20 protein-coding genes and 1 pseudogene are annotated in these 26,783 nt (G+C 60.3%); 9 read left to right on the top strand and 12 right to left on the bottom strand.

The window, feature by feature from the left end; translation table 11 throughout:
* Positions 1–260: 260 nt before the first annotated feature.
* Together ACP0KA_RS19375 and ACP0KA_RS19370 are read left to right on the top strand one after the other, a co-directional pair.
* Complete coding sequence (locus tag ACP0KA_RS19375) at positions 261–710, top strand: DUF488 domain-containing protein (protein ID WP_424630357.1); 450 nt, start codon at positions 261–263, stop codon at positions 708–710.
* Positions 711–1,158: 448 nt separating this feature from the next.
* On the top strand, positions 1,159–3,135 hold the full coding sequence (locus ACP0KA_RS19370) for an alkyl/aryl-sulfatase (protein ID WP_424630356.1): 1,977 nt from the start codon (positions 1,159–1,161) through the stop codon (positions 3,133–3,135).
* Positions 3,136–3,692: 557 nt separating this feature from the next.
* On the opposite strand, the gene ACP0KA_RS19365 is transcribed toward ACP0KA_RS19370, so the two are convergent.
* From ACP0KA_RS19365 to ACP0KA_RS19345, 5 genes are all read right to left on the bottom strand, one after another.
* Positions 3,693–5,042 carry an NAD(P)/FAD-dependent oxidoreductase gene (locus ACP0KA_RS19365; RefSeq protein ID WP_424630355.1) on the bottom strand — a complete coding sequence of 450 codons (1,350 nt, stop codon included), beginning with the start codon at positions 5,040–5,042 and terminating at the stop codon, positions 3,693–3,695.
* A 238-nt stretch (positions 5,043–5,280) separates the two neighbouring features.
* Positions 5,281–5,460, bottom strand: coding sequence for a hypothetical protein (locus ACP0KA_RS19360; protein WP_424630354.1), 180 nt, complete (start codon positions 5,458–5,460; stop codon positions 5,281–5,283).
* Positions 5,457–6,197 (bottom strand): DUF1127 domain-containing protein, encoded by a 741-nt coding sequence (locus ACP0KA_RS19355; protein WP_424630353.1) that lies wholly within the window; start codon positions 6,195–6,197, stop codon positions 5,457–5,459. The genes ACP0KA_RS19360 and ACP0KA_RS19355 overlap by 4 nt, the downstream gene beginning before the upstream one ends.
* Positions 6,198–6,344: 147 nt before the next feature.
* The gene (locus tag ACP0KA_RS19350; RefSeq protein ID WP_424630352.1) at positions 6,345–7,892 is read right to left on the bottom strand and encodes an ABC transporter substrate-binding protein; all 1,548 of its coding nucleotides are present in this window, start codon (positions 7,890–7,892) and stop codon (positions 6,345–6,347) included.
* Between the two features lie 87 nt (positions 7,893–7,979).
* Positions 7,980–8,447, bottom strand: a complete 468-nt coding sequence (locus ACP0KA_RS19345) for a hypothetical protein (protein ID WP_424630351.1) — start codon at positions 8,445–8,447, stop codon at positions 7,980–7,982.
* A gap of 790 nt (positions 8,448–9,237) precedes the next feature.
* On the opposite strand from ACP0KA_RS19345, the gene ACP0KA_RS19340 reads away from it, so the two are divergent.
* Together ACP0KA_RS19340 and ACP0KA_RS19335 are read left to right on the top strand one after the other, a co-directional pair.
* Positions 9,238–10,149, top strand: a complete 912-nt coding sequence (locus ACP0KA_RS19340; RefSeq protein WP_424630350.1) for a DUF427 domain-containing protein — start codon at positions 9,238–9,240, stop codon at positions 10,147–10,149.
* Between the two features lie 42 nt (positions 10,150–10,191).
* A complete protein-coding gene (locus ACP0KA_RS19335) occupies positions 10,192–11,949 on the top strand; it encodes an MOSC domain-containing protein (RefSeq protein WP_424630349.1) in 1,758 nt (585 codons plus the stop codon).
* A gap of 29 nt (positions 11,950–11,978) precedes the next feature.
* Here ACP0KA_RS19335 and ACP0KA_RS19330 read toward each other — a convergent pair whose 3' ends face one another.
* On the bottom strand, positions 11,979–13,256 hold the full coding sequence (locus tag ACP0KA_RS19330) for an efflux RND transporter periplasmic adaptor subunit (RefSeq protein ID WP_424630348.1): 1,278 nt from the start codon (positions 13,254–13,256) through the stop codon (positions 11,979–11,981).
* A complete protein-coding gene (locus tag ACP0KA_RS19325) occupies positions 13,253–16,435 on the bottom strand; it encodes an efflux RND transporter permease subunit (RefSeq protein ID WP_424630347.1) in 3,183 nt (1,060 codons plus the stop codon). The genes ACP0KA_RS19330 and ACP0KA_RS19325 overlap by 4 nt, the downstream gene beginning before the upstream one ends.
* 301 nt (positions 16,436–16,736) lie before the next feature.
* Here ACP0KA_RS19325 and ACP0KA_RS19320 point away from each other — a divergent pair, with 301 nt between their 5' ends.
* Both ACP0KA_RS19320 and ACP0KA_RS19315 read left to right on the top strand, forming a co-directional pair.
* Positions 16,737–17,432, top strand: a complete 696-nt coding sequence (locus ACP0KA_RS19320; RefSeq protein ID WP_424630346.1) for a cupin domain-containing protein — start codon at positions 16,737–16,739, stop codon at positions 17,430–17,432.
* An 88-nt stretch (positions 17,433–17,520) separates the two neighbouring features.
* Complete coding sequence (locus tag ACP0KA_RS19315) at positions 17,521–18,120, top strand: inner membrane-spanning protein YciB (RefSeq protein ID WP_424630345.1); 600 nt, start codon at positions 17,521–17,523, stop codon at positions 18,118–18,120.
* Between the two features lie 807 nt (positions 18,121–18,927).
* On the opposite strand, the gene ACP0KA_RS19310 is transcribed toward ACP0KA_RS19315, so the two are convergent.
* Both ACP0KA_RS19310 and ACP0KA_RS19305 read right to left on the bottom strand, forming a co-directional pair.
* Positions 18,928–19,290: a VOC family protein gene (locus ACP0KA_RS19310; protein WP_424630344.1), complete on the bottom strand. Its 363-nt coding sequence runs from the start codon at positions 19,288–19,290 to the stop codon at positions 18,928–18,930.
* Positions 19,291–19,314: 24 nt separating this feature from the next.
* Positions 19,315–20,388, bottom strand: coding sequence for a zinc-binding dehydrogenase (locus tag ACP0KA_RS19305; RefSeq protein WP_424630343.1), 1,074 nt, complete (start codon positions 20,386–20,388; stop codon positions 19,315–19,317).
* Between the two features lie 99 nt (positions 20,389–20,487).
* Between ACP0KA_RS19305 and ACP0KA_RS19300 the strand changes: the two genes are divergently transcribed.
* Positions 20,488–21,294: a helix-turn-helix transcriptional regulator gene (locus tag ACP0KA_RS19300; protein ID WP_424630342.1), complete on the top strand. Its 807-nt coding sequence runs from the start codon at positions 20,488–20,490 to the stop codon at positions 21,292–21,294.
* A gap of 274 nt (positions 21,295–21,568) precedes the next feature.
* Here the strand turns inward: ACP0KA_RS19300 and ACP0KA_RS19295 are convergent, their stop codons facing one another.
* The 3 genes from ACP0KA_RS19295 to ACP0KA_RS19285 are packed head-to-tail and all read right to left on the bottom strand — an operon-like array spanning position 21,569 to position 25,061.
* Entirely contained in the window at positions 21,569–22,516 is a 948-nt protein-coding gene (locus ACP0KA_RS19295) for an aldo/keto reductase (protein ID WP_424630341.1), read from the bottom strand.
* An 11-nt stretch (positions 22,517–22,527) separates the two neighbouring features.
* A complete protein-coding gene (locus ACP0KA_RS19290) occupies positions 22,528–24,021 on the bottom strand; it encodes an MFS transporter (RefSeq protein WP_424630340.1) in 1,494 nt (497 codons plus the stop codon).
* Positions 24,018–25,061, bottom strand: a complete 1,044-nt coding sequence (locus tag ACP0KA_RS19285) for an HlyD family secretion protein (protein ID WP_424631658.1) — start codon at positions 25,059–25,061, stop codon at positions 24,018–24,020. Before ACP0KA_RS19285 ends, ACP0KA_RS19290 begins: the two co-directional genes overlap by 4 nt.
* 396 nt (positions 25,062–25,457) lie before the next feature.
* Between ACP0KA_RS19285 and ACP0KA_RS19280 the strand changes: the two genes are divergently transcribed.
* Positions 25,458–26,114, top strand: a complete 657-nt coding sequence (locus ACP0KA_RS19280; RefSeq protein ID WP_424630339.1) for a TetR/AcrR family transcriptional regulator — start codon at positions 25,458–25,460, stop codon at positions 26,112–26,114.
* Positions 26,115–26,259: 145 nt separating this feature from the next.
* Positions 26,260–26,641 (top strand): annotated as a pseudogene (locus tag ACP0KA_RS19275) (nuclear transport factor 2 family protein).
* Positions 26,642–26,783: the final 142 nt, after the last annotated feature.

Here is a 26,783-nt window from a genome sequence, read left to right as displayed (position 1 = left end):
GTGAACAACGCCAAGTCTAGGCGCCGGTTTCCTTCGATTGCTTCGATTTCGGTCGAAGTATCGTGACACGATATATTTGATCGGCGCGACGGGATTTGACCCGGATTTGCCGCAAATCGGCCCGCGTCAAGTCGGCAGCCGCTGCGAGGCCCGGAGTCCGATCGTTATCAGCGCGGTCATCGGGTAAAACAAAATATCTCCATCCGCTCACAGAGAATGGCTGGTTTGCCGAAGAAATCCTTGCAACAATTGGAACGGCCGTGGTCGCTCGCGGTCAGGACATTGAAGAAGCGGCGGGCTCGCAGGAGGCAGACCTGCTGCCGCTTGAATCATTGGAGCGCTGCAGTTCGATGAGTTCGATCAAAACCAAACGAATCTACGAGAAGCCCGCCACCGGTGATGGACTTCGCATCCTGGTCGACCGGCTGTGGCCTCGGGGCGTCCGCAAGGAAGCAGCTGCACTCGACCAATGGTGCAAGGAGATTGCGCCGACGCCAGAGCTCCGAAAATGGTTCGATCATCGCGAAGACCGGTTTACCGAATTCAAAACGCGTTACCTCCACGAATTGAAGCACAATCCTGTTGTTCCCGAACTCCTGCAAAGGATTGGATCGCGAAACAGCACGCTGCTTTATGCGGCACATGATCCGGCGATCAATCATGCCGTGGTGCTCGCGAGCTTTCTTGAAAAACAGAAGGCCAAGAAGTGACGGGGGCCAACGTTGGGTTCGGCGCGCTACGCCGGCAATAGCGCCGAGGCCTGCGCCAGCAGTTTCTTCGCGCCATGTTTTCCGTACATACTATGGTCCGGCGCTGAAAGCTTTTGCCGCGCTCGGTACCGAAGGCCAGGTCTGTCTCGACGCCGATCTGCGCTAACAACGCCCCTTACATCGAACGAACAGATTGAAGACTCTCATGCCTGGTGGCCGCACGTCGCCGGGCAGCTTTGTCTTATGCCTTTTGGCGTTGAACGCAAGCAGGCGACGAGCCTTTTGCCTAAGTCAATTTTGTTAGTTTGACTCTTCCGTGCGACATCTCGCCCCCAAAAATGTTGATTTCAACTTCGCGGAACAAATGCTTTTAAGCGATGTTTTGGACCTACGTCTCAGGCGCAAGAGGTGACAAATCAATCGCGATCAGTAAGCAAGGGAGTGAACTATGTCTCGCGTTTCCTTCGCTAAACTATCGATCCTCGGAATTGTAACCGCCGGTCTTGTGCAGGCCGCTACAGCACAGATTCAAGATCCACGCAAAGACGCAGCTCAAGCAACAAAGCAGGCGAATTCAGCCTTGCTCAAACAGCTGCCGTTCAACGACACCTCCGACTTCGACGCCGCTAAAAAGGGTTTCATCGCCCCTCTCCCATCGGACGTGATCAAGGGAAGCGCGGGCAACACGATCTGGAATCCACAACAATACGGCTTTATCAAAGACGAGACCGCGCCGGACACCGTCAACCCGAGCCTGTGGCGACAATCCCGGTTGATCAACATCTCTGGTCTGTTCGAGGTGACGGACGGCATCTACCAGGTCCGTAACCAAGACCTGTCGAATATGACCATCATTGAGGGCCGCGAGGGCATTACAGTCGTCGACCCGTTGATCTCGCAAGAAACCGCGAAGGTTGCTCTCGATCTCTATTACGCCAATCGGCCAAAGAAGCCCGTCAAGGCTGTGATCTATACGCACAGCCATGTCGACCACTACGGCGGCGTGCGCGGCGTGACCAACGAGGACGACGTGAACTCCGGCAAGGTCAGGATCTACGCACCGGAAGGCTTCCTCGAAGCCGCTGTGGCAGAAAACGTCATGGCCGGCACGGCCATGAGCCGGCGTGCAAGCTACATGTACGGTAATCTGCTGAAGCCCGATCCCAAGGGTCAGGTCGGAGCCGGCCTCGGCACCACAACTTCCGCAGGCACAGTGACGCTTATTGCGCCCACCAATATCATCAAGGAAACAGGGCAAAAAGAAAACATTGACGGACTGACCTACGAATTCCTCATGGCCCCGGGGTCGGAAGCCCCGGCCGAAATGATGTGGTTCATCGAGGAAAAGAAAGCGATGGAGGCGGCCGAAGACGCAACTCACACGCTCCACAACACGTATTCGCTGCGCGGCGCCAAGATTCGTGAGCCGCTTCCGTGGTCGAAGTACCTGAACCAGGCGCTAACGATGTGGGGCGACAAGATCGAGGTCCTGTTCGCCCAGCATCACTGGCCAACCTGGGGTAAAGACAAGACAACGGCGCTGCTGAGAAGCCAGCGAGACCTCTACCGCTTCATCAACGACGAGACGCTTCGCATGGTCAATCAAGGCATGACGATGCGGGAGATCGCCGATGCCTTCAAGATGCCGGACAGCCTCGCGAATGTCTGGGCGAACCGTGGCTATTACGGCTCTGTCTATCACGACGTCGCGGCGACCTACGTGCTCTATCTCGGCTGGTTCGATGGCAATCCCGCCACCCTGCACCAGTTGCCTCCGGTCGAAGGGAGCAAGAAGTACGTCGAGTTCATGGGTGGCCCGAGCGAGGTTCTGAACAAGGCCAAGGCCGCGTATGATAAGGGCGAGTATCGCTGGGTGGCTCAGGTCATTCACCATGTTGTATTTGCCGATCCCAGCAATAAGGAGGCAAAGAACCTCGAAGCCGATGCGCTTGAGCAGTTGGGCTACCAGGCCGAGTCTGGGCCGTGGCGCAACTTCTATCTGACTGGCGCCCAGGAGTTGCGGAATGGCGTTGCCAAGCTGCCGACACCGAACACCGCAAGTCCGGACACGGTGCGCACGATGTCCGTCGAGATGTTCTTCGACTATCTCGGCGTTCGCCTGAACAGCGAAAAGGCTGGAAACGCTCACGCCAAGCTAAACTTCGATTTCGGGAAGGACGGTAGCTACTTTGTCGAACTTGAGAACGGCGTTTTGAACCACACCGCGAACAAGAGGGCTGACAACGTCGATGCGACCATTACGCTGTCGCGGGATACACTGAACAACATCATCCTGCAGCAGACCAAGCTCGATGATGCAATTTCCGCTGGCCGCGTGAAGATCAGCGGTGATCAAGCCAAGCTGCGCGATGTCGTCTCCTCACTCGATAACTTCGAGTTCTGGTTCAACATCGTGACTCCATAGTTTTTGGCTAGTATTATCGGCGGGCGTGACTTCAAGCGCGTTCGCCGGTAACGTTTCGAGATTCGTTTAGCTGAAGGCTCTGCAAGCAATTGCACAAAACAGAGCTCACAGGAATATTCGGAAGCGGCTTGATACGTTCGAAGACCTTTTCGAGAAATGACCCAGTACTCCGAAAAAATACTTCGCCACGCCCCTCAGCGGTGGAATTTTCGAGAAAGGCGTAACTCCAATGCGCGAGTCACAGGCGAAGGGCGACTTGTGGCAGGCCCTTGCTGAAATGGCCGATCTTCTGACTCGTCTCAATGCTATTCCGCCTCACGAGCGCGCAACTGCCGCGCGGCCAAGCCTGTTACGAAACTGCCTCGCGATCCGCAGGTGTTTCATGGGTGAACCGAAACATATGCGTGCCCTATTGAAGGACACGCAGCAAACTATGCTGGACCTTCGCAAACTTCGTGAAGGCATATCACCGACAATTCATTGAAGACCGTCGCATGTGAAGAGCAGCGGGATTGAGCACGCCGGCGGTCACCGGCGTGCGTGCTTGTTTGAACCATTCACGCAAATACGCGGGCAGACGCCGCCGCAATACGTTCCTTGATATCCGGCTCCTGCAGGATGCTGCCCGGCTGCAGAAGCTGCGCGACATCCACGAATGCACGCTGGACGACCGGATCGACAACCGCCGCGCGGAAGAGCGCGGCATCGAATTCCTGCATGTCTGCGAAATTCTCCGGCCGTTGTCCGCGCGTCTTGGGGAAAGCAAAGTCGGTGTTCGTCGACATATCCCAGGGCGTCTGCAAGATCGCGGCAACGCGTGCCAGGAATTCGGCCTGCATAGCGCCCACCGGATCCGGCTCGGCGGTCGCGCTCGCCAAAACGTCCTGCAGCAGTCTTGCTTCCTGAGCTGCGACGGACATGCCCTGGCCGTAGGTCGGATTGAACCGGCAGATCGAGTCGCCAACGGGAAGAATGCCGCGCGGCAACCGCGACATTTGTTCGAAGTGCCGCCACACGCTGGTGGGGAAACCGAAATGATCGATGCATTTCGGCGTCTTGGCCTGACGCAGAATGTTAAAGAGCGTCGGCGTGATCAGTCCGCGCAGCAAGTCTAGATACGCCTCCCACGTATTCGGACGCGGAACGTCAACGGGCGTGACAATGAATGCAATCGACTCCCCGCCTTCGATCGGTCCGATCGCGGCGTTGACGCCCGACTCCGGCAGATTTGCGAACGTCCGCACGATTTGCGCATGCGGCGCCGCTTGCGGTGGAATCTTTACGACCACAGTCGAATACGTGATATCGGGCCCGACCTCGGAGTTGTCCGGGCGGTCGTAGTCCAGTTCGTCGAGCAGCTCCAGCGTAGGCCGCGCGCGACCGGAGGCGTCCACGACGAGATCAGCCTCGAGCGTTTCCACTGCGTGCGATTCAGACTCGAATCTGACACCCCGCACCGCTCCATCGAACGACAGCACGGACATGACCCTGCATTGCGTGCGCAATTCGATATTGCCGATCGCCAGCACTTTGCGCCGCAGGACGAACTCGAACAGCGGCCGCGATGCCAGGAGAACCGGAGTGCCGAAATCGCGCTTCGGCAACACACCGATATCCGCGCGTTCGAAATGCGCGTCCCGCCAGAGGCTGATCGCTACGGCCCCCGCGGACTCCAGTTCATTGCTGTAGCCGGGACAAATCTCGTCGAGCGCATTGAGCCCGCCCGCGAGCAGAAGATGCGGATGCCGGTCTTGCGGCGTGCCCACTCGCGATGCCGGATGATTGTCCAGCTGGTCGCGCTCCAGGATGACGACCTGCTCGAAATACTTTGCCAGGACCGCTGCCACCGGCAGACCACTGAACCCCGCGCCGATCACAACGGCCCGCCGGCCAAAGATATTGCTCATCTTGCTTAAGCTCCCTCATTTCGGAGCAAGCAAATCAACCGAACCGGATTGCGGGCGAATTTCAGTTTGAGGGCAGAACAGCTACGGCGGTAACACACGTCGGCCGCGACGGCGCACAGTTCATCCAATGCAAAAATACGAAAAAGAATTCACAAAAGTCATATGCCAAAACGGCGACGTCGCCCCCGATGCTGTCCATCGGAGGCGACATCCCTCTCCGTACATGAGCGCGCGCCTGTCAGGTCCAGCACGCGCTCAGCAGAAAGTTCTGCGCCTTGATCTGCAGCAGAACGCAGAACCCCACGACCGACAGATGCCTGCCAATGGGGTAAATCATCCGCCACATCGCCCCGCTGGAGACGGCAGCGCGGCTAAAATGCATTCCGACGACCGCAATGCTGATCACATCAGCCATCATGGTTCACTGTTCCTCACGGCGTGTTCGATCTGGTCCCGGTGATGAATGCCGATGTCCTTCAGGCTGAAGTCGTCGAGTTCAGCCAATTCATCGATCGCCTTCCTGATCTCCCGCTCGCGCCGCATATGCGCGTGAAGGCTCATCACGGTCTCCCAGCACGATCTCAGCCAATTCCATGGCGCTGGCCGTTCGATCTCCCGCGGCGAGAGCGCGTCCGAACTGGTCAGCGTTCCATCAGCAACACCTCGACTCGAAGGGCCTCGATTGGTGGGATTGCGATACGGGGATTCGAGAAAGGTCTGCGCCGCCATCGCAAGGACATTCACCGCGTGGTTGCCGTCTTCAGCCCTTTGCACGCCATTCGGCACAAGGAACAACGCTCTGCGCCGCTCATTCGCAGCGCTCGCCTCACGCACCGGGATGTCCGCCTCGATCAGAGCCCCACCGGCGTCGAGATACGCGACGGGGTACAGCGGTGTGCCGCAGTTCGCAAAGCCTTCTACGAGGAAGTCCAACGCTGAAGACCAGAAGGATTTCTCCGATCGCTCCGGTACTGGTTGCGGCGGCGGCAATCCTTGAGGATGCCCATTAATATGCGCGAGATAAAGCGCAGCCCGCGACACGCCTCCGCGCACCGTAGCGCACGGCCCGGCAGCAGCAACGCCGCCCGCTTCGCGATTCGTCGTCTTGTGAAGCGCCACAACCCTGTCCGCCATCGGCGAGCATTCGTTCGACATCAGATTCTCCCATCGCTCTGTCGGGGAGAAATCTCGCGGGTTGCTGTTACGGGGTCGTCACGGGCCGGAACAATAAGACTACGCCCGCAACCTCACCGCCATGTTTTCGCCATGACGGACGGGGCGACGATGCGAGGTGATCTTGAACTACTCCAGTTCGATGGCCTGGTACTTCCCGGTCTCATCCAACGCCGTCCCCCACACTTTGTGAGAGGCCTGATGCTCCGAACGGCCAAAGCTGAGCGGTGTGCCGAGCCCCATATCGACATTGGTCATACTCTCCAGAGTATTGACCAGCTTCTCGGTATCGAGTTGGGGACCGTTACGCTTGAGAGCCTCCACCAGCAGGTTTGCCGCAATGTAGCCCTCGAGGGAGACGTAATCCGGCGCCTCCCCGGGGAAATACTTGGCGAGTGCGGTTTTGTATTCGAGAATCGAAGATGAATAGCCCGACACCGCCGGCACCACCTGCGTCACGATCACCCCGTTGGCGTAACGCGAACCCAACAGCATCAATTCATCCGCCAACGCCGTGCTGCCCACGAACGACACATTGGTGTAGATCAGTCCGGGTATGAGGCTGTGCGTTTTCTCGATAAATTTTGCAGCCGCCCGATAGGTCGCCACCATCACGACCGCCTTGATGGGCGTCTTCTGCGCCTTCAGTTGATTGATCGCATCATCCACATCCACGGTATTTCGCTTGTAGTTCAGCCGCAGCACCGTGCTGTCACGCGGATTGAGCGCGCGCATCGCCTTGGCGACGCCGGCGAATCCTGAATCGCCATACGCATCCTGCTGGGCGAAAACCGCGATCTGCCTGGGCTGTAGCCGGCGCACCTTCACGAGATAGTGCACCACAGCGTCGGTTTCCTCCGCGTAGCTTGCACGATAGTTGAATACGTAGCGGTCGGGTGGATCGCGCCGCAGCACGTTCGAACCTGAGAACGCGCCGAAGAACAATAACTTTCGTTCGAGCGCATATGGCACCGCGACAGCCGCGGTGGGTGTGCCGACATTGCCGATGATGCCGAAAACCTGCTCTTTCTCGTAGAGCTGCTTCATCGTTTCCGCGGTGCGCGTCGGCTCATAGCCGTCATCCGCCGCAACGAGCCGCAGCATCCTGCCGTCCACGCCCCCGGCGTCATTGACGCGGCTGAACGCCGTGTCGATGCCGAGTTTCATCTGACGGCCCAATTCCTTGGCGGGGCCGGAGAATGGTGCGGAAATTCCGAACTTGATTTCCCGATCGGTTACACCACGAACCGGTGAGCCGGTTGCAGCCGGTGCGGCTGCCGCAATGGACGGCGAAGGCACAGCCGGCGCGTTTGCCGCGGGCGAAGCTGGTCCCCCCAGTGACCGTTCGAGATCGGCGAGCCGGCGGTCCGCCGATCCGCAATCCATTTGTCCCGCGGTGACGGCGTTGCGGCCGTCCGCGACCGTGCGATCGAGCTGCTGCGTCAGGTCCGTGCGTTCAGTCTCGTTGGCCGAGGCTTCCCTGATTACCGACGCGAATTTATTGACGATAGCCCGTATGCGGGGCCGCGCGATGTCCGGACAGGCCAACGCCGCGCCGACAACCGGCCCGACGCGCCCCGCAAGCTCGCGGACGACATCGACCTTGTCACCCGGCGCCGCACTCGCGGAGCCTGCGAGCACAACGCCAAATGCGAAAGCAATCCAACGAGAGGTCATCGCTGCCTCCACGAGACCGAACTCAGACTGGACCTGTCGTGACGCATCGTCAATTGTTCCCCTGTCTCAATTGTCAGCAAGAAGTCATCAGTGCACTTCGGCCGGCTTTCCCTGCCATTGCAAAAACTGCTGAAGCAGCGTGTCGGATTGCTCCTTCGTCGCAACAGGCGTGCTCCGGCTTGACGCAAGGAGTGTCTCAACTTCAGACCGAGCAGGTTTCACGTCAGCGGCTTTTTGCCGAGGCGGATCAAAAGCAGCTTTGACCGAATTCAATATCCCGGACATGGAAAGGCTGGAGCCGTCGGCCTGCCCTGCATGGTCTTGCGCGACAGGAACCATGACGACGATGAGAAATGCAACGACGGCTGCGATGCCGACGGCGGCAGCGGAGCGAACGACGACGCGAAGCCAGCCGCTTCGCCGTTGCCGTTCAAATCCAGGCGCCTCGCGACGGACCTCGGGCTCGTGCGGACGGCTCAACGCTTCGGCGACCGCTTGTTCAAGCAAAACGTCATGCACAGGTGGTGGGGAATTGAGCCGCCGAAGACGTTCCAATCTTGCTTCTGCAGACGAAGCTGACGACCGCTGCGGTTTTTCACGCAACCGGCGCGGCGCATAATATAACGGATTGTGGGGGGTGAGATGGTCGTCTGAACTCAGGGTACTCATACGCTACTCCTCAATAACGCATGACCATTGCTCCGCAGTCGCCGATCGGCGACGCAGCCATGTGGCCGTTGAACGTTTCCTTGAACGCGAGAGAGACCTTCCTCCAAGCGACGAATTGCGCCGCACGGGAAAGCACCTGTCCGCAGGTGATGCTGGTTGTCATTGTCGTGGAATTTAAAGCGAAGCGTTGGATGTTAAATTTGCATTCCAAGAACTAATCACGCGGCTGGCAAAACTGTCGCGAGGCCGCGCGCACCTGTATGTGACTCTGCCGTCTCCATCCCTCAGCAGATGCCGCCTCGAACGCGACGGGGAGTCACCGAGATGTGATGGAACTATGAACAGACATTAATAAGTCGGAAACCGGGCCAAACTGAGATCGTGCTTTTTCCGACGGCAATTGTCGGCTGTGTTGATGCCGTTCACGCAGCCGTCGATTGCACAACTTCACATACGTGTGGTCGCGACGGCCAACATTCCCAGCATAAACTTGTCGCGCGATCTCGCTGCAACGAGGATTTGGTATCGATCAAACGTGCGATGGATGTGTTCACGCCCTCAATCGGAAGAAGTAACTCGTCGCCAGTGCTGGCATCATCGATACGCCATCAATTGACTTCCATATTTCCCCTCACCTCTCCGCGACATGAGCCGGAGGCATTGTAAGGAAACAGCAATGGGATTGTCCTGGCAGCAAGGGCCTCTTTCACTGGGACGCGTCGGCCGCTTTCTCGTTCCGGATCCTTTGCCGGAACGGCTGCTCTACGCCGAGCCGTTGCGGCGGCGCATGCGCGTGCGCTTCAACGGAGCCTGGATCGCCGACAGCGAGGACGTCGTTCTGCTTCACGAGCCCGGTCGTTATCCCGTGGCTTACTTCCCGCAAGACAGCATTGTTGCCGGCACGCTGGAGCCCGACACATTCACCTCGCAACATCGCGACCTTGGGCCGACCTCGTGGTTTACCGTGCGCGCAGGCGAACACCGAAAACAGCGCGCAGCATGGCAATTCGCACAGCTGCCCGCCCACGCCCGCGAGCTGCAAGGACGCGTCGCGTTCGCGTGGCCCGCCATGGACGCATTTTTTGAGGAAGACGAGCGCATCGTCGGCCATGCCGCCGACGCCTATCATCGCATCGACATTCGCCAGACCTCGCGCCATTTGCAGGTCCGCAGCGGCGACCACCTCGTGGCGGATAGCAAACGCCCATTGGTGCTGTTCGAATCCGGTTTCGCGCCGCGCTGGTATGTCCCGCGCGCCGACATCGAGGAGGCTCAGATCAAGCCCGTGGAAGGACAGACCTTCTGCCCCTACAAAGGCATTGCCAGTTATTACGACATCGGCGACGCACGCCGCGCCGCATGGTGCTATCCGAACGCGTGGACTGAAGTCGCGCGCATCTCCGGCCTGATCTCTTTCGAGCCGGATAAAGTGCGGGTGCATCTCGATGGCGTTCAGCTCAAACAGGAGCCGGGCCAGACCGTGGTCGAGCACGGCATCGACCGCAGTCTTACCGTGGAGGAAATCGCCGGACGCGCCGCTTCGCCCGTAACCGAAGGTTCGGATATCACAGAGACTCCCTGGGCTTGAAGCCAATCGGGCGAACTGCGGGTCAGCACGAAAGGACGTCAGATGCCGTCACTGCTCTCCGTGAATGTCGGCATGCCGCGGAATATGGATTGGCAAGGCCGCACCGTCTTCACCAGCGTGTGGAAGACCGCGGTTCAGGGCCCGCGGATGGTGCGGCGGCTTAACGTCGATGGCGACGGGCAAGGCGACCTCGCCGGACATGGCGGCGAGCACCGCGCCGTCTTCGTCTATCAGATCGACTCTTATCGTTACTGGCAACGCGAGTTGGGCCGCAACGACTTCGCTTTCGGACAATTCGGCGAGAATTTCACCATCGACGGCCCCTCCGACCAGGAGGTGTGCATCGGCGATCGCTATCGCATCGGCAAGGCGCTGTTCGAGGTCTCGCAGCCGCGCGTCACCTGCTACCGCGTCGGCATCCGCATGAACGAGCCGCGCATGGCGGCACTCCTGGTGGCGCACAACCGGCCCGGCTTCTATTTTCGCGTCGTGGAAGAAGGCGACGTCACGGCCGGTGACGAGATCATAAAGGTCTCGACAGGGCCGGAGCGCATGAGCGTGTCCGAGGTCAATGCGCTGCTCTACAAGCCCGGTCACCCGCGTGATCAGCTTGAACGCGCGTTGCGGATTTCATCCCTGAGCGCAGGCTGGCGTGCGTCTTTTCAGGCGCTGCGCGACCAGGAGCAAGCCGGCATCACAGGAAACGCGGGACTGGGCCCTGCCCTCTCGCCGCCACCGGCATGGGCTGGCTTCCGCTCGCTCCGGGTGTCGAACAAAATACGCGAAAGCAGCGATGTGGTGTCGCTGGAGCTTGAGCCCACGGATGGGCTCCCGCTCGCGGCGGCCAATCCCGGCCAGTTCGTCGTGCTGCGGCTCATACGCTCGCCGGATACGCCCGCGATCCTGCGCAGCTACTCCCTCTCGGCAGAACCCAATGTGCGCAGCTATCGCATCAGCGTGAAACAGGAGCCGCATGGCGTGGCCGGCGCCTACATCAACGCGACGGTCAAGGTCGGCGACGTGCTCGATGTGAGCGCGCCGCGCGGCAGCTTCACACTTCGCTCGGGGAACTCACCCGTTGTGCTGCTGAGCGCAGGGATCGGCGCAACACCTGTCATCGCGATGCTTCACACGCTGGTGGTGGAAGCGTCACCGCGGGAGGTGTGGTGGATCTACGGCGCCCGCAACGGCCGCGAGCATCCGTTCGCCACGGAAGCCCGCACGCTCATCGAGGACCTGGCCAACGGCCACAGCCACATCCGCTACAGCGCACCCGACGCGGAAGATCAACCGGGCGTCGGTTTCGATGCGCGTGGCCGCCTGAACATCGCGATGCTGCAAGAGCTCGGCGTGCCGCACGATGCGGATTTTTTCATCTGCGGACCGTCGGCTTTCATGAGCGATCTCACCGCCGGCCTTGCCGCGTGGGGCATCGCGGCGGACCGCATCCATACCGAGCTGTTCGGCGCGGGCCCTTCCAGCACGCCGGGCATCGCGGCTACGCCCGCCAAGCCGCCTCATCCGCCCGCTGCACCTGCGGGCACCGGACCGCTGGTATCGTTCGCGCGCAGCGGCCTGAACGTCAACTGGAGTCCGCAATTTCAGAGTCTGCTTGAGCTTGCGGAAGCGTGCGACGTTCCCGTGCGATGGTCGTGCCGTACCGGCGTCTGTCACAACTGTGAGTCAGGACTCGTGGCCGGGACCGTCGCCTACCAGCCCGATCCCATCGATGCCCCGGCCGCCGGCAACGTGCTAATCTGCTGCTCACGGCCGCAGGGCGATGTGGTGATCGATTTGTAAGGAGATGGGCCGCCGAGAGAACCCGCCCCTTACGTATTCCTGTCCACCGCCGTCTTCACCTTCGCTCCTTCGGCGAGATCGACCGATGGATTGAGGATGACGCTCTCGCCCTGCTTCACGCCGTCGCGCAGTTCGACCTCGGTGCCGAGATCACGCGCCACGTTGACCTTGCGCAGATGCGCGACCCCATTCTGCACCACGGCCACATGCACGCCGCTCGCGTTGAAGATGATCGAGTCCGCGGGCACAGTGACACTGGCGGCCGCCTGCGGGATGTGCAATTCGACCGTGCAGTAAATCCCCGGCGTCAGTACGCCATCGGGATTCGGGATATCGATTTCGGTGAGCAGCGTGCGCGAGCCCGGCTGCAAGGCATCAGCAATGCGCGTCACCTTGCCGGGGAACGTGCGGTTCGGAATTTCAGGAACGCGGATCACGGCATCCGCGCCCGGATGCAGACCGAACGCCTGATCTTGCGGCACATACACCTGTGTGCGGATCACATTGCCTTGCATCAGCGTGAACATGAATGTGCCGCTGGTGGCATCGGCCTGCACCAGGCTGCCGACATCCACATTGCGTTGCGTGATCACGCCGTCAAACGGCGCCACCACCTGCTGATACAGCTTCTGCTGATGCAGCACCAGCAATTGCGCATCCTGGGCGTTCACATTGGCCTGCGCGACGCCGACCGCGGCCTGATCGGCCTTCAGCGTCTGCACGTCGGTCGTGCCCTGTTGCGGAGTCACCCAGCCTTGCTTCACCAGCGGCTCGTCGCGCTTCCACGTCACGTTCGCAAGCTCCATATTGGCCTGCGCCTGCTGCAGCGCCGCCTTGAGCTGGCCCAATGTCGCTTCCGCCTGGGCGATCTGGTGATCGAGCTCCGGCGCGACAATGTCGGCGAGCAGTTGGCCTTTCTTGACATGATCGCCGATGTCGACTTCTCGTTTATCAATGTAGCCGCTGGCCCGCGCGAAGATATTGGCCACCGCGAACGCTGATGTCGTGGCGGGCAGGCTCACGACAGCATCGTAGCCGCTCGGCTTCACGGTTGCGACACGCACTTGAGGGGTGAGATCGCGCTGCGCTTCAGCAGCCGCCGCCACCGCAAGGTTCTGCTCGTAGTGATTTCGCGCACCGAAGGCGAGCCCGACCACAAGCAGGCCGAGAACACCGAGGCCGAACACCCGCGCGCCGCGCCCTTTGTGCTGCGCGGGCGCCGAGTCCGGCCTGGTCTCCCGGTTTATCTCGCGGCTCTCCTCGGGGACAGGGATATAAGGTGGTGTCAGTGGATCCATCGAATTCATATCGTGCCCTCCTCGAACACGCCATGCGCGGTCTGTCCGTCATTGCCTCTTCGCAACCAGGCGAACAGATACGGCACGACCAGCAATGTCGTTGGTGTTGCGAACAACAGTCCGCCGATCACGGCGCGTGCCAACGCCGCATTCTGCTCCTCACCTGCGCCGCCGATGGCCATCGGGATCATGCCGACAATCATTGCAGCCGCCGTCATCAACACGGGACGGATACGGGTGTGCCCGGCATCGATGGCAGCCTCGAACGACGTCCGGCCCGCGAGCTGCTGCTCGCGCGCGAACGTCACCAGCAGGATGGAATTTGCGGAGGCCACGCCGGTTGCCATGATGGCACCCATCAAGGACGGCACGTTCAACGTGGTGCCGGTGATGAACAGCATGGTGAGAATGCCGCACAGCGTGGCCGGCAGCGCAAGAATGACGACGAACGGATCGCCGAAATTCTGGTAGTTCACCACCATCAGCATGTAGACGAACACCGCCGCGAACAGGAGTCCAATGCCGAGATCCATAAAGGCGTCATTCATGCTCTGGATCTGGCCGATGACCTGAATGCTGTTGCCGGGCTTCATCTGCTTCTGCAGATCGCTGACGATGTGGTTGATCTGCGCCGAGATGCTGCCGAGGTCTTTCCCCTGCGCGCTGGCATAGACTTCGTAGACCGGCTGAATATTGGCCTGATTGGAATTCGTCGGCACAGTGTCACGCTTCAGCGTAGCGACATTGCTGAGCAATCCAGGCACCGGGCCGCCGCTGACCGTCGACGACAGCGATGTTGACACCGGGGTGTTGCGCAAATCGTTCAGGGAGCTGACGTCGCGTTCCGGCGTCTGCACTGCGAGATAATACGGAATGCCGGACTTGGGATCGGTCCAGAAATTCGGCGCTACCTGCTCGGACGAACTCAGGCTCACATTGACATTGTTGGCGATGGTCTGTGCATTCAGTCCAAGCTGCGCGGCGCGGGCGCGGTCGATGTTGGCGTAAAACGCCGGCCCATCGACCTCCTGTTGCAAATGCGCGTCCGCAATGCCCGGGATCGCAGCGATGCGCTGGCGCAGCTCGTCCGCCACTTTCAGATTGTTGGCGCGGTCATAGCCGACGGTGCGGACATCGATCTGCGCCGGAAGACCGAAATTCAGAATCTGGGTCACGATATCGGCCGCCTGGAAATAGAACTGGTCCTCGGGAAACGCGGCCGGCAGCACCTCGCGTAGCTTGCGCACATAGCCCGCGGTCGGCGCATGTCCCTCTTTAAGGGACACAAGAATGACGCCGTCATTGACGCCGATGGTCGAACCGTCGGTGAAGGCCAGATTATAACTGCGGGCCGGAAGGCCGATGTTGTCGACGATCAGCTGTCGGTCCTTCGCTGGAATGACTTGACGGATTTTGTCTTCGACAGCCTGGAAGATCTTCTCGGTTCTCTCGATGCGCGTACCGGCCGGTGCGCGGACGTGCAACTGGATCTGTCCACCGTCGATTGCCGGGAAGAAATCGCGACCGACCAGTGTGAGCATGGTGCCCCCAAGCCCAAGGACCAGAACGCTGATGATTGGAATGATCACGCGCCGATGCAGCAGCATATTGAGCAGCGCGACATAGCCCTGCCGCATGTGTTCGAATCCGTGCTCAAACGCATGATGCGCTCGCGCGAACCAGTTGCGCGACGTGGCATCGTGGCGCTCGTTCTTCAGCAACAGGCCGATGGTGATGGGCGTCAGCGTGCGCGACAGGCCGTAGGACGCCAGCATGGCGAACACCACGGCAAGTCCAAGCGGCGTAAACAGATATTTCGCAGGGCCATGAAGGAAGATCACCGAGGTGAAGACGCAACTAATCGCCAGCGTCGACACCAGCGTGGGAATGGCAATGCCTGCTGCGCCGTGCAATGTCGCCAGCGGCAACGGCTGATGGTCTTCCGTGAGCAGACGGTGCGTGTTCTCGATCGTCACCGTGGAGTCATCCACGAGAATACCCACCGCCAGGGCAAGGCCGCCCAGCGTCATGGTGTTGAGCGTTTCGCCCATCGCCCACAGCACCACGATCGACGTCAGGATCGACAACGGAATCGAGATCATCACCACCAGCGTCGAGCGCCACGAGCCGAGGAACAACAGGATCATCAGTGCGGTGAGGCCTGCCGCGATCGCGCCTTCGCGCAGCACGCCCGCAATGGAGTCCTTGACAAAGACCGACTGGTCGAACAATTCGCTGATGTTGAGGCCGGGAGGTGCCGCGGCCCGTGCCGACACCAGCGCATCCTTCACCGCGTTGACGACCTTCAGCGTCGAGGCGTTGCCGTTCTTGATGATGCTGAGCAGCACCGATCGGCGGCCATTCTGGCGCACCACGTTCTGCTGCACCAGCCAGCCGTCATGCACCTGGCCGACGTCCTTCACGAACACCGTCGCACCATCCACCACCTTGATCGGAATGTCGTTGAGATCCTCGATGGTCGCGGGCGTCGCGTTGGTGCGCACGGTATATTGCCTGTCACCAATTTTCGCTGTGCCGGCGGGCAGCGTCAGGTTCTGCGCGTTGACGGCGTTCACGACGTCCAGCGGTGTCAGGCCTTTGGCGACGAGTTTCGTTGGATCGATGTCGACCATGATCTGGCGGTATTTGCCGCCCGACGGCGTCGGGAGCGTGATGCCTGGGATCGGTGCCAATTGCTGCCTTATGCGGTAGATGCCGTAGTCGTAGAGCTGTTGTTCGCTGAGCTTGTTGGAAGTCAGGCTGATCTGCAGCACCGGCACGCTCGATGCGTTGAACTGCACCACGATAGGCGGCTGGATTCCAGGCGGCAGCAGCGCACGGATCGAATTGGTTGCGGCGACGATCTGCGAAATGGCAAGGTCGAGATTGACATCAGACTGGAAGTAAATTTTCTGAACCGAGATGCCGTTGAACGTCTGCGCCTCGATGTCCTTGATGCCGTTCACGTTGGCGCTGATGGCATACTGGCTGTAGGTGGTGACGCGCTGTTCCATCTCCGGCGTGCTGAGCCCGGTTTCAGTCCAGATCACAGTGACGACGGGAATTCGGATCTCGGGAAAGATATCCGTCGGCATTGCGCGGCTAGCGACGACACCGAGAAACAGAATGAGCGCGGCCACCACATAAAACGTGTAAGGGAAGCGTAACGCGAAGCGGACAATACCCATAGTGCACGCCTATTCTGACGAGATCCGGCCGCACAGCACGGCCGGCCCCGGCGAATGTCATCACCTCATCAGAACAAGCTTCCTCACCCTGACGGAGCGCGCGTACCATCATTCGACTTCGAGAGGTCGACTTTGCGAATCGGTATCGTCACGCGCACCGTGCATTGCAACATGGGGAGTGCAGTGCAAAGGCTCAAGTAAAAGACAGTTTAGGATTCTCACATCGAGTTTAAGCGCGACATCTCACGACAATTCACGGAGCGTTGAGCGGGATTCTTATCGCGCCATGTGAGAGCGACGATTGACCGATTGGGCACCGCAAGTTGCATGGAAGACGCGAGCGGCATTCACTGTTCGCGTCGACGCCGAGCGTCCGCCGAAAGCTTCCACCTTTCACCACGCCCGCGCACGCTGCGACACCATGGAGCGGGACCAAGCCCGCTTCCGTCTCACCGGCAACGTTGCGCCGGTCTATCCTGCCAGACCTTGCAACCCGATCCGCGGAGGGACTGCCATGACCAGTGCTCCACACGCGACGCAATTAGGCCCACTCTTTCGGGAACGCGATACCGGGCCCACGCTCGACGTGCTCGGCGTGACACACATCTACAAGGCACTGGCCGGCGAGACCGGTCAACAATTCTCGCTGTGGGAATCGATCGTGCCGCCCGGTGCCGGCGCCCCGCCGCACACCCATACCCTCGAGGACGAAGCCTTCTATGTACTGAGGGGTGACGTGTTGTTCGAAATCGAAGGCGCGGATGAGCCATTGCACCTTCATGCCGGAGGATTTGTCTTTGCCCCGCGCAACCTCCGGCACGCCTATCGCAATATCGGGACGCATGAAGCGCGTCTGCTGGTGCTCGCGATCCCCGGTGCCAACCTCGACAGCATGTTCGCAGCCTTCGACGCCGCCGGCAGCGAACACATGCCCTCACTCGCCGCGATCACGGTCATCGCCGCGCAATACGGCGTCATAATTCATCCGCCGCAGTAAGTGCAACGACCGCTTTTCCGCAGGCGACAAATCATCTATGGCATCGTGAGCGAGACGCGTCTGTCGCGCGACAAGGGGCCAACACCCGATGAAGGATTTCCTGAACGCCGCCCGAACGCTGCTCCTCGACCTGGCGTCGACCCTGGTCTTTCTCGTCCTGTTTCTGCTGACGCACAATACCGTCCTCTCGGTCGGCCTCGGCATCGTGTTCGGTCTTTCGCAGATCGGATTCCAGCTCATCCGCCAAAGGCCGATCGAGGCCATGGAATGGCTGAGCCTGTTTCTGGTCGTGGCGGCCGGTACTGCGACGCTGCTGACCAACGATCCCCGCTTCGTGCTGTTCAAGCCGAGCGTGATCTACGCGATCATCGGCATTGTGATGCTCAAGCCGGGCTGGCTCAATCGCTACCTGCCTCAGATCGCACGGACGGTCGTGCCCGATGTTGCCGTGGTGGTCGGCTTCGTGTGGGCGGGCCTGATGTTCGTCTCCGCCGCCGTGAATGCGTTCGTCGCGCTGACCTGCAGCCTCGAGACATGGGCCTGGTTCATGCCGGTCTATGGCATCGTCAGCAAGGTGGTGGTGTTCCTTGGCGGATTTGCCGCGTTACGCCTGATCGCAAGGCGTCGTGTGCGCGCCATGCCGGCGGTCGAACGTGACGCTTTGCTCGCGGCGACGGGACGGCAGTGACATGTCAATCTTTTCATCACTGCAATTGGAATACGCTCGCCATCAGCGGGCTTCCAGGTCCCACGAGCACTGCTTTAGATTTTAATCAACCTGCTAATGGGGACTAAAAGTTGCTATGGCACACCTGCCTCCGGGAGAAGTACGAGACACCCCTTCCAGAACTTGCAAGCGGAGACCTGTTCTCGAATGAAAGCACGAGGCTCGCTGCCAGCACGCATGAACAGAAAGAAGCCGTTGAGGCTTCGTGTGAGAAGCCTTTACACAAAAATCGTGTCTTCAACGATATTCGTCTGTGTGGCCCTTATACTCTTTATATCGCTGACTGGAGCAATCGGATACGTCTCCTATTCCTACCGCAAGGAAAGATATGCAAAAATTTGGGCTGAATACGAACTGCGAAAGCAGCAGAACTTTCCAGATCGATAAAATATACCCAAGCGCATGACGGGCCGCTTGTCTCTGGTGCCCATCATGGCCGCAAGCCCTGTGACCTCAGTGCGTAAAGGCTAATTCCAGCAACGCGGCGCAAAGCCCGGCATAGCCTGTCAACGCAATAGCCAGGAAGCCTTCCGCAACCATCTCTCTCGCGATACGCATGACAATCCTCCCGAGATCGCCTCGTCGCGAGAATAGTGCGGACGAATTTATTAAAGATTTCGGAATCCTTGGTGCGGGCTCCTGATGACACTTCCGTGAACGATAGTTCCTTAACCAAAGCCCGCGCTGCTTAGCTCCGGCGCACCACGCCCATCGCGATGCCCGTGGTGATCGTCGGGCTCCCAATGACCACACGAAAGCTGCGGTACGTCAGGACGCAGCCTCGAAATACTCGACAACAAGGCCATCCGGATTCCTTGCCGTGAGATTCCTGCCGCGCGTGACGTGACGCGGGCCATCCAGAATTTCAGCGCCGTTGTCGCCCAGCCACGGGATGAAGGCATCCAGCGAGTCGACATAGAAAATCGCGTGCACATGCCGCGCAGGCGCGAGCTGCTCCTTCGTGCCGGACAGAATGAGAAATCCGCCGACCTTCGCCGCCTCCACACCGGTCTCGACAATCTTGACGCGCCGCTCGCAGGCCATGCCCTGAGCCTGTTCATAGAAAGCGATGGTCTGGTCGAGCATGGCGGGCTCGACATAGGTGCGGAAGGCGTGCTGCAGAATGCGCATGAGATAAACTCCTTCGTGGGAACGTCAGGTCGGGGTGACGACGGCGCATTCGAGGGCGCTTGCCTCGGCTGCCGCGTCCATCGCTTTGGCGATGTCGTCGAGCAAGAACGTGCGCGGCCGGATGGCCCTGATATCGAGCTGCCCGGAACGAACGAGTGTGACGAGCTTGCGATAGACATCGTGCGGGTACATGAATTGTCCGATGACTTCGAGGCTGTTCATCATCACGTCCATGTAGGAAATCGGCAGCGGCACCGACATGCTGCCCATTAACACAAGCCGGCCCTCGCGCCTCAAGGCGCGCAGCGCGGCCAATGTCGCATTCGGATCGCGGGCACCGCCGACCATGTCAAAGGCGATGTCCGCACCACCGCCCGCGGCCGCGCGCAGTCTCTCCGCGTCGTTGTCGATGTCGCCCGACAGGATGACCGGGACGACGCGCGATCCTCCGGCTCGCGTGATGCTCTCGAGCTTGCGTTGATTCCGTCCGGCGGCGACCACGCACCCTGCCCCTAACGCCAGCGCCAACAGGATGGCGGCGCCGCCATAGGCGCCGGTGGCACCGGTGACAATCAGAGTTTCGCCCGCGGTCAACCGTCCACGCAGCAGCCCGCCATAGGGCACGGCAAATCGCGTCAGCACCGCGAGTTGCGCAGCGTCAAATCCATCGAGGCCATCCAGCGGCGTCACCGACAATTTGGGAACGAGCACATATTGCGCAAGTGTGCCGTCGCGCCAGTCCTGCCGCAGGGGTTTGCCGGGTGCTCCCATGGCGGTCACGCCCTGCAGAATCTGCGCAGGCTCGCTGACACACTCGTCGGCAACGACGTGCGACGACACGAAAACCCGCTGGCCCGGATGAATGTGCCAGACATCCCGGCCGACCGCATGAACGGTGCCGACCGCGTTTCCGCCAGGGGTGAACCAGCCTTCCGGTGGATCGTACACCGGCAGTTTGCCGTCCACATAGTCCTTCAGATAGGACATCAGAGCCGATGCTTCGATCCGGACGACGACACTCCCGGCACGCGGCTCGGGCATCGGCACCTCGTTGAACGCGGTCGCCCCGCCAAGGCGTTCGATCTGCCATGCTTTCATATCGTCGGTCCTTTAATGCAATAGTCGAAGGAAACGTAGCGACCGCCCCAGGTGATATTCAGGGGGAGATTTATCCTAGGATAGTGCTAGGCTAGAACGATGACCCAAACCCAGACCACCAGCCGGCAAATCGGCGAATTGCTGCGTCAGCGCCGCGAGCGGCTGAACCCGGCCGACTGCGGCCTTTCCGTCACTGCGCGGCGGCGGACGCCGGGACTGCGCCGCGAAGAAGTCGCCGAACTCGCAGGTATTTCCGTGGACTGGTATGTACGGCTCGAACAAGGGCGCGATTCACTTCCCTCGCGTGCCACGGTGGATGCCCTCGCCAAGGCGCTTCGCCTCACCCCCGCCGATAAGATTCATCTCAACAGCCTGGCCTTCGGCCCGGCGCGCCGGAAGTTCACGAAAGAAACCGTGCCAGCCCATCTCATCGAGATGGTCAACGGCATGAACGTGCCGGCCTATGTCATCGGCGCGCGCTTCGATGTGCTGTGCTGGAATCGCCATGCGGTCAAACTGTTCCGCGACTACGCGAAGCTTCCGGCCAAGCAGCGCAACTCCCTCTACCAGATGTTCACCGCCCCCGAGATGCGGGAACGCTATCCTCACTGGGAGCAAGAAGCGCGCGGCATGCTGGAAAGCTTCCGCGTGAATTACGATTTCTGGTCCGATGCGCCGGAGTTCGTCGAACTGGTGGAAGAACTGAAATCGCTAAGTCCCGAGTTTCGGCGCTGGTGGAAAGAACATGGCATCCGCATCCGATCGTCCGGTGAGAAGGTGATGCGACACCCCACCTTCGGAACCATCAAGACAACCTATGCAACATTTCAGACCAACGACGATCCGCGCCTGACGCTTGTGATCTATGGCCAGCCGAAAGGCCGCAGCACCAAGCGGAGGAGCTGAGCGCGTGTATAAATTCGCTTATGCGTCCATCGAGATACGCAGCTTCTTCCAGACAAAACGCAGCCGGCGAAAACCATATCTCAGCTCCGCGCGCATCACACGGTGACAACTCACAAGCAGAAACAAGTCCAACATCTCGCGTCCCATCATGCTGAGTTCGTCGTGCCCGGCCCGGCACCCGAGGGGCACATGCGTATCGAGGGCAGCGGCGCACTGGATGAAGGCGATCGCAACGTTGCTTTCTCGCCAGGCCCGTGCGCCTCACTTCGTTGGGTCAAGCCTCGGTCGGCCGTGGAATAAATCCAGGCACGCCGGTCTCCACGACGGGGTTGAACCGAATGGTTGTTGTGATCTCTTCCCGAATCTCGCGCATCGCATCGTCTGGCAGGAGCGATACGTCGAAATTCTCCTCGATGCGATGAGGCGTCTTCGACGTCGTCAGAAATGCCGTGCCGCGCTGCAAAGCCCAGGCCAGTGCCACCTGGGCGGGCGTCTTGTGCAGACGCTGGGCGATGCGCTCAATGATCGGATCGGTGAGGACATTTGGCTGCATGGCATGCCCCAGCGGCGCAAATGCCTGCAGGACGATGCCGTGCTCCTTGCAGAAGTCGAGCAGCTCCCATTCAGGAAGATAAGGGTGTGATTCCACCTGCACGACGGACGGCTTAATCCGCGCAACTGACACGATCTCCCGCAGTTTCTCCAGCGTCACATCCGACAAGCCGATCGATCGGCAGTGCCCCTCATCCACCAGGCGCTCGAGCGCCTGCCAGGTTTCGAGCAACGTCACGCCGCGATCGTAGATGACGAGGCCCTTCTCATCCCGCGGATCCTGATCATCGCCCGGTTTGAAGGCAAAGGGCGTATGGATGATATAGCAATCGACCGTCCCGACCTGGAGCCGCTTACGGCTTGCGTCGAAAGCAGGTTTGACGCGTTCGGGACGATGATTGGTGTTCCAAATCTTGGCGGTCACGAACACATCCTCGCGCTGGATTGCTCCGGCCGCGAAGATCTCGCGCATCGCCTCGCCGACGACGGCTTCGTTGCGGTATCGCTCGGCCGTGTCGAAATGCCGGTATCCCACTTGCAGCGCCGTCTTGACCGCTTGCTTCGTCGCAACCGGATCGGGGATCAACGTGCCGAACCCTGCGGCAGGCATGAGGACGGATCCATGATTGAGGCGAATACGCGTATCGCGAAGCGTGTCAGTCATTGTCATAGGGCACTCCTCTATTTGGCAGGCTGAGGTTTATTGAGAAGCAGCACGAGCGGGCTCACGACCAGCATCACGAGCATCAGGATCTTGAATTGATCGACCACCGCAACGAAGGCCGCCTGGTGGGTGACCATGCCATTAAACGCGGCAAGCCCCGGCTTGGTGATCGAACCCACGACATGGACGGCGGCGCTGTAGGGCGTCAGGTGCTTTGCGAGCGCAAGATGCATGGCCTGGGTGTTGTTGTAGAAAAAGATCTGGACGATCGCGATGCCGATCGCGCTTCCATAGACGCGCGACATGCCGAAGAGCGCAGTCGCCTCCGGTCTGAACTTCGGATCAAGCGTGCTGAACGCCATCTTGGTGAGCGCCGGCAGCAACATGCCGAGACCGCCGCCCTGGAGCAGGCCAGCAACGAACACGAACCGCCAGTCCATTTCGGGCGAATAGCCAAGCATCATCCAGTTGGCATAGATGACCATCGCCATGCCGCCGATCATGAACAGCCGGCTGTCGATCCATGGTGGCGCGAAGCTCATCAGCGCCACGCCGCCGACAAGCGTCACGCCGCGCGCCAGCGTCATGTAGCCCGTGGTGTCGACCGGATAGTCGAGCAATTCCTCCAGCATCGGCGAAGTTAAAGCCAATGTCGGCAGCAGAACGAAGCCGACAGCGAACACCATGATTGCCGACAGAAGAAAGTTGCGGTTCTTGAACAGCGCCTTGTCGAGAAAATGCACCTCGCGCGTCAGCACGTGCACGATGAAAAGATAGAATCCGGAGACCGAGGTAATCGCTTCGACCCAGATCTCCGCCGAGTTGAACCACTCCAGCCGTTCCCCCCGGTCGAGCACCATCTGCAGGCCGATCAACCCGAGCAGGAGCATCGCCAAACCGAAGAAATCGAACGGCGGACTGCGCTCCGCTCTCTTCTCGGGGAGTGCAAGGGTCATCACGAGGAAAATGAAGGCCACCACCGGCAGGCTGATATAGAAGATCGAGTGCCAGCCCCAATACTCGCTGATCCAGCCGCCGATGCTCGCGCCGCTGCTGATCCCGAGCAGGAAGCACACTGTTGCCGTGAGGCCGATCCGGGCATGGCGCTGCGGCGGGAACACATCAAGCAGGATCGCCATCGATACTGGCGCGAGCGCGCCGCTCGCCGCCCCCTGCACGATCCGCGCGAGCACGAACTGGAGGGTCGTCGTTGCCCACGTGTCGAGCACAAGGCCAAGCGCGAAGACGCCAAGCGCGGATTGAAGGACCAGCCTCCGACCGAAACGCCCTGCCAACCAGCGCGCCATCGGCATCGTGACAGCGCCCGCCACGATATAAGAGGTAAACACCCAGCCGACTTCGTCATTGGCCATGGAGAGCGTGCCCTGCATATGCGGCAACGCTGCATTCGGCAGCGAGACGTTCACCGCCTCCATATAGGTCGCCGTCAGCGCCGCCACAGTAATGGCGCGATGTCCATCGACCGGAACGCCTGGTATGTGCGAGCTCACTTTTTTGACTCCATCGCGACCGCGGGCTGAAGCAGACTGAACACAAGCAGGCCAAGCCAGGAACTGCGCTGACGCGTGTCCACTCGCGCGGTGACGCTGATCCCCGAGAACAGCGGGCGGTTCGGGTCGGCCTCATCAAGTTCGAGGCGCACCGGCAAGCGCTGGACAACCTTGACCCAATTGCCGGTTGCATTCTCCGGCGGCAGCACGGCGAAATCGGATCCCGTGCCGGGGCTCATGCTGACCACGTGCGCCTTGAAGGTCCGCCCCGGATACACATCAACATCGATTGTTGCGTCTTGCCCCGGACGCATGTGGGTCAGTCCGGTCTCGCGGAAATTCGCCTCGATCCAGATTTCCCGGCTCGACAGCAGCGTGAACACGGCGGCGCCCGGATTGACGAAGTCACCCACCTGCAAATTATCCACCTTCGTGACGATCCCGTCGTCAGGTGCCCGCACGACCGAATAAGAGAGATCGAGCCGGGCGCGATCGAGTTGCGATTTGGCGGCGCGGACCGTCGGGTGGCGGTCGATCTCGATGTCCGGATCACCGGCCAGCGCGACCACCGTGCTCGCAATCTGCTGCTCTATCGATACGATCCGCTGACGGGCCACCTTGAGATCGGTATCGGCGCGATCGAACGCAGCCTTCGGCGTGAAATCGGAAGCAACCAGGGCTTTCTTACGATCGAATTCGCGTTCGCTAAACGCGGCCGAATCCCGGGCCGATTGCAGTTCGGCGCGTTGCTGGCGCAGCGTTGCTTTCAGCGCATCGATCTGCAGACGCGTGCTGACGAGGCGGGCTTCGGCTTGATCCACCGCCATCTGGTACGGCTCCGGATCGATCCGGAACAAGACCTGCCCCTGCCGGACCCGCTGATTGTCGCGCACGGCGATTGCGACGGCCTGCCCCGCGACTCGGGCATTGATAGAGACCTTGGCCGCGCGGACGAAAGCGTTGTCGGTCGATACATAGGGTTCTTCGGCAAGATAATAAGCGCCGCCGAACACGGCCAGCGCGATCGGCAATGCGAGCATCAGAGGACGACGCAATCGCTCGCGCATTCCTCGGCGATCCGTCGGGGCCGCTCGGGGCGACACCGAGCCGTCGGCGACCCTCTGGCGCGGCGCCTCCTTTGCAGGATTTGGCATCTGCGCGGGCGTGGCACTGGTGTTCACGGTCTCAGACTCAGGCTCAGCAGTCTGACGTGGATCGGGAACAGGAAACACCAGTACGTCGCCGCCGCCATGGGGTTTCGTACCCAAGCTCATCCACCACCCGAAAGGCGAAAAAATCAAACTCATGGCGAACCTCGTCTCAATCCATTTTTGTAACGTACGCTACAATTATTGCGGCGGGGCTTGGCATTCAAGCCTTGATTTTGTATTATTCGCTACAAATATGTGGCATGCATTTGTGGGGTGGTTCGGAACATGGCTCAAAAGAAAAGCGATACTGGGCTCAAGCGCCGCGGGCGCCCGCGTGACTACGACCGGCAGGCCGCGCTCCAACACGCAACGGACGCGTTCTGGAAGACGGGCTATTCCGGCACGTCGCTCGAGAGCATCTCGTCCGCGACCGGCATGAATCCGCCCAGTCTCTACGCGGCCTTCGGCAACAAGCACGCCCTCTATCTCGAAGCCCTGGCGCGTTATTGGGAGGCCACCTTGACCGAGACGCGCGACGCTCTCGCAGGTGATGCGCCCCTACGTAAAGCGCTGATGCAAGCGTATGAAGCGGCCCTGTCGCTCTATTTGCCGGTGAAGGGCGCCCGGCGCGGCTGCTTCGTCGTCGGAACCGCGGTCACCGAGGCTGTCGAGGATCCTCAGATCCGCAAGAGCGTCGCCGCCGGGCTTCATGCGATGGATGCGGATTTTGAGGCGCGTTTCCGCAGGGCCCGAGAACAAGGCGAATTGAAGAAGGACGCCGATCCGGCGGCGCTCGCTGTGTTGGCATCGGCTACGATGCACACCATCGCAATTCGCGCCCGCGCCGGAACGCCACGGGACGAACTGCGAGAGATTGCACGCAAGGCGGTGAGTGTCATCGGCGGATGCATGACGCGGCCGCCTGATCCGGCTCCTGCCTAAAACTCATGCGAGGTCGATGGCATCACTAGGGCGTGAGTCCGGCGCGTTGGCGCTAGCGCTTCGCAGGCATATCGTCGAAGCTGTGCAGGACAAGCGCTGGACGCAACGCCATCGTTGCGATTGGTTTCCCACGTGGGAGAGTGAGATGGATGATCAAACCGTTCGCCTTGCACTGCAGCACCACTGGGAAGCTTCGGACGCCAGCGACTTTGAGGCTGGAACACGACATCTACTGTGACGATGCCGTACTTAATTATCCGCAATCAGGTGAACGAATCCGCGGCCGGCGCAACATTCAGGAGAGCCGACGCCTCCAGCCCAACACAAAACACTTCACAGTTCAGCGAATGGTCGGCAGCGGCAATCTCTGGGTGACGGAGTTCATCCTGAGCTATGACGGCAAACCATCTTACACGGTCAGCATCATGGAATTCCGCGACGGGATGGTGGCGCGCGAAACGCAATACTTTGCCGATCCATTTGACCCTGCTCCCTCACGTGGACACCTCGTCGAGCATGCCGGCTAAGTTCGCGAAAGATCGCCAAGCGATGCGAAGTGATATGCCCCCTTTGTGAGGGGACTAGCTTTTTCCAACATCGCCGATAAGCTGGCCACAAGACTCCAACGACGAAAGCAAAATCGCTTCAGCAGTCAATCCTTCAACCCAC

The organism is Bradyrhizobium sp. SYSU BS000235 (assembly GCF_049747295.1).
Lineage (GTDB): Bacteria > Pseudomonadota > Alphaproteobacteria > Rhizobiales > Xanthobacteraceae > Afipia.
Note: the sequence above shows the minus strand (reverse complement) of the source record. Positions and strands in the feature narration are given on the sequence as shown.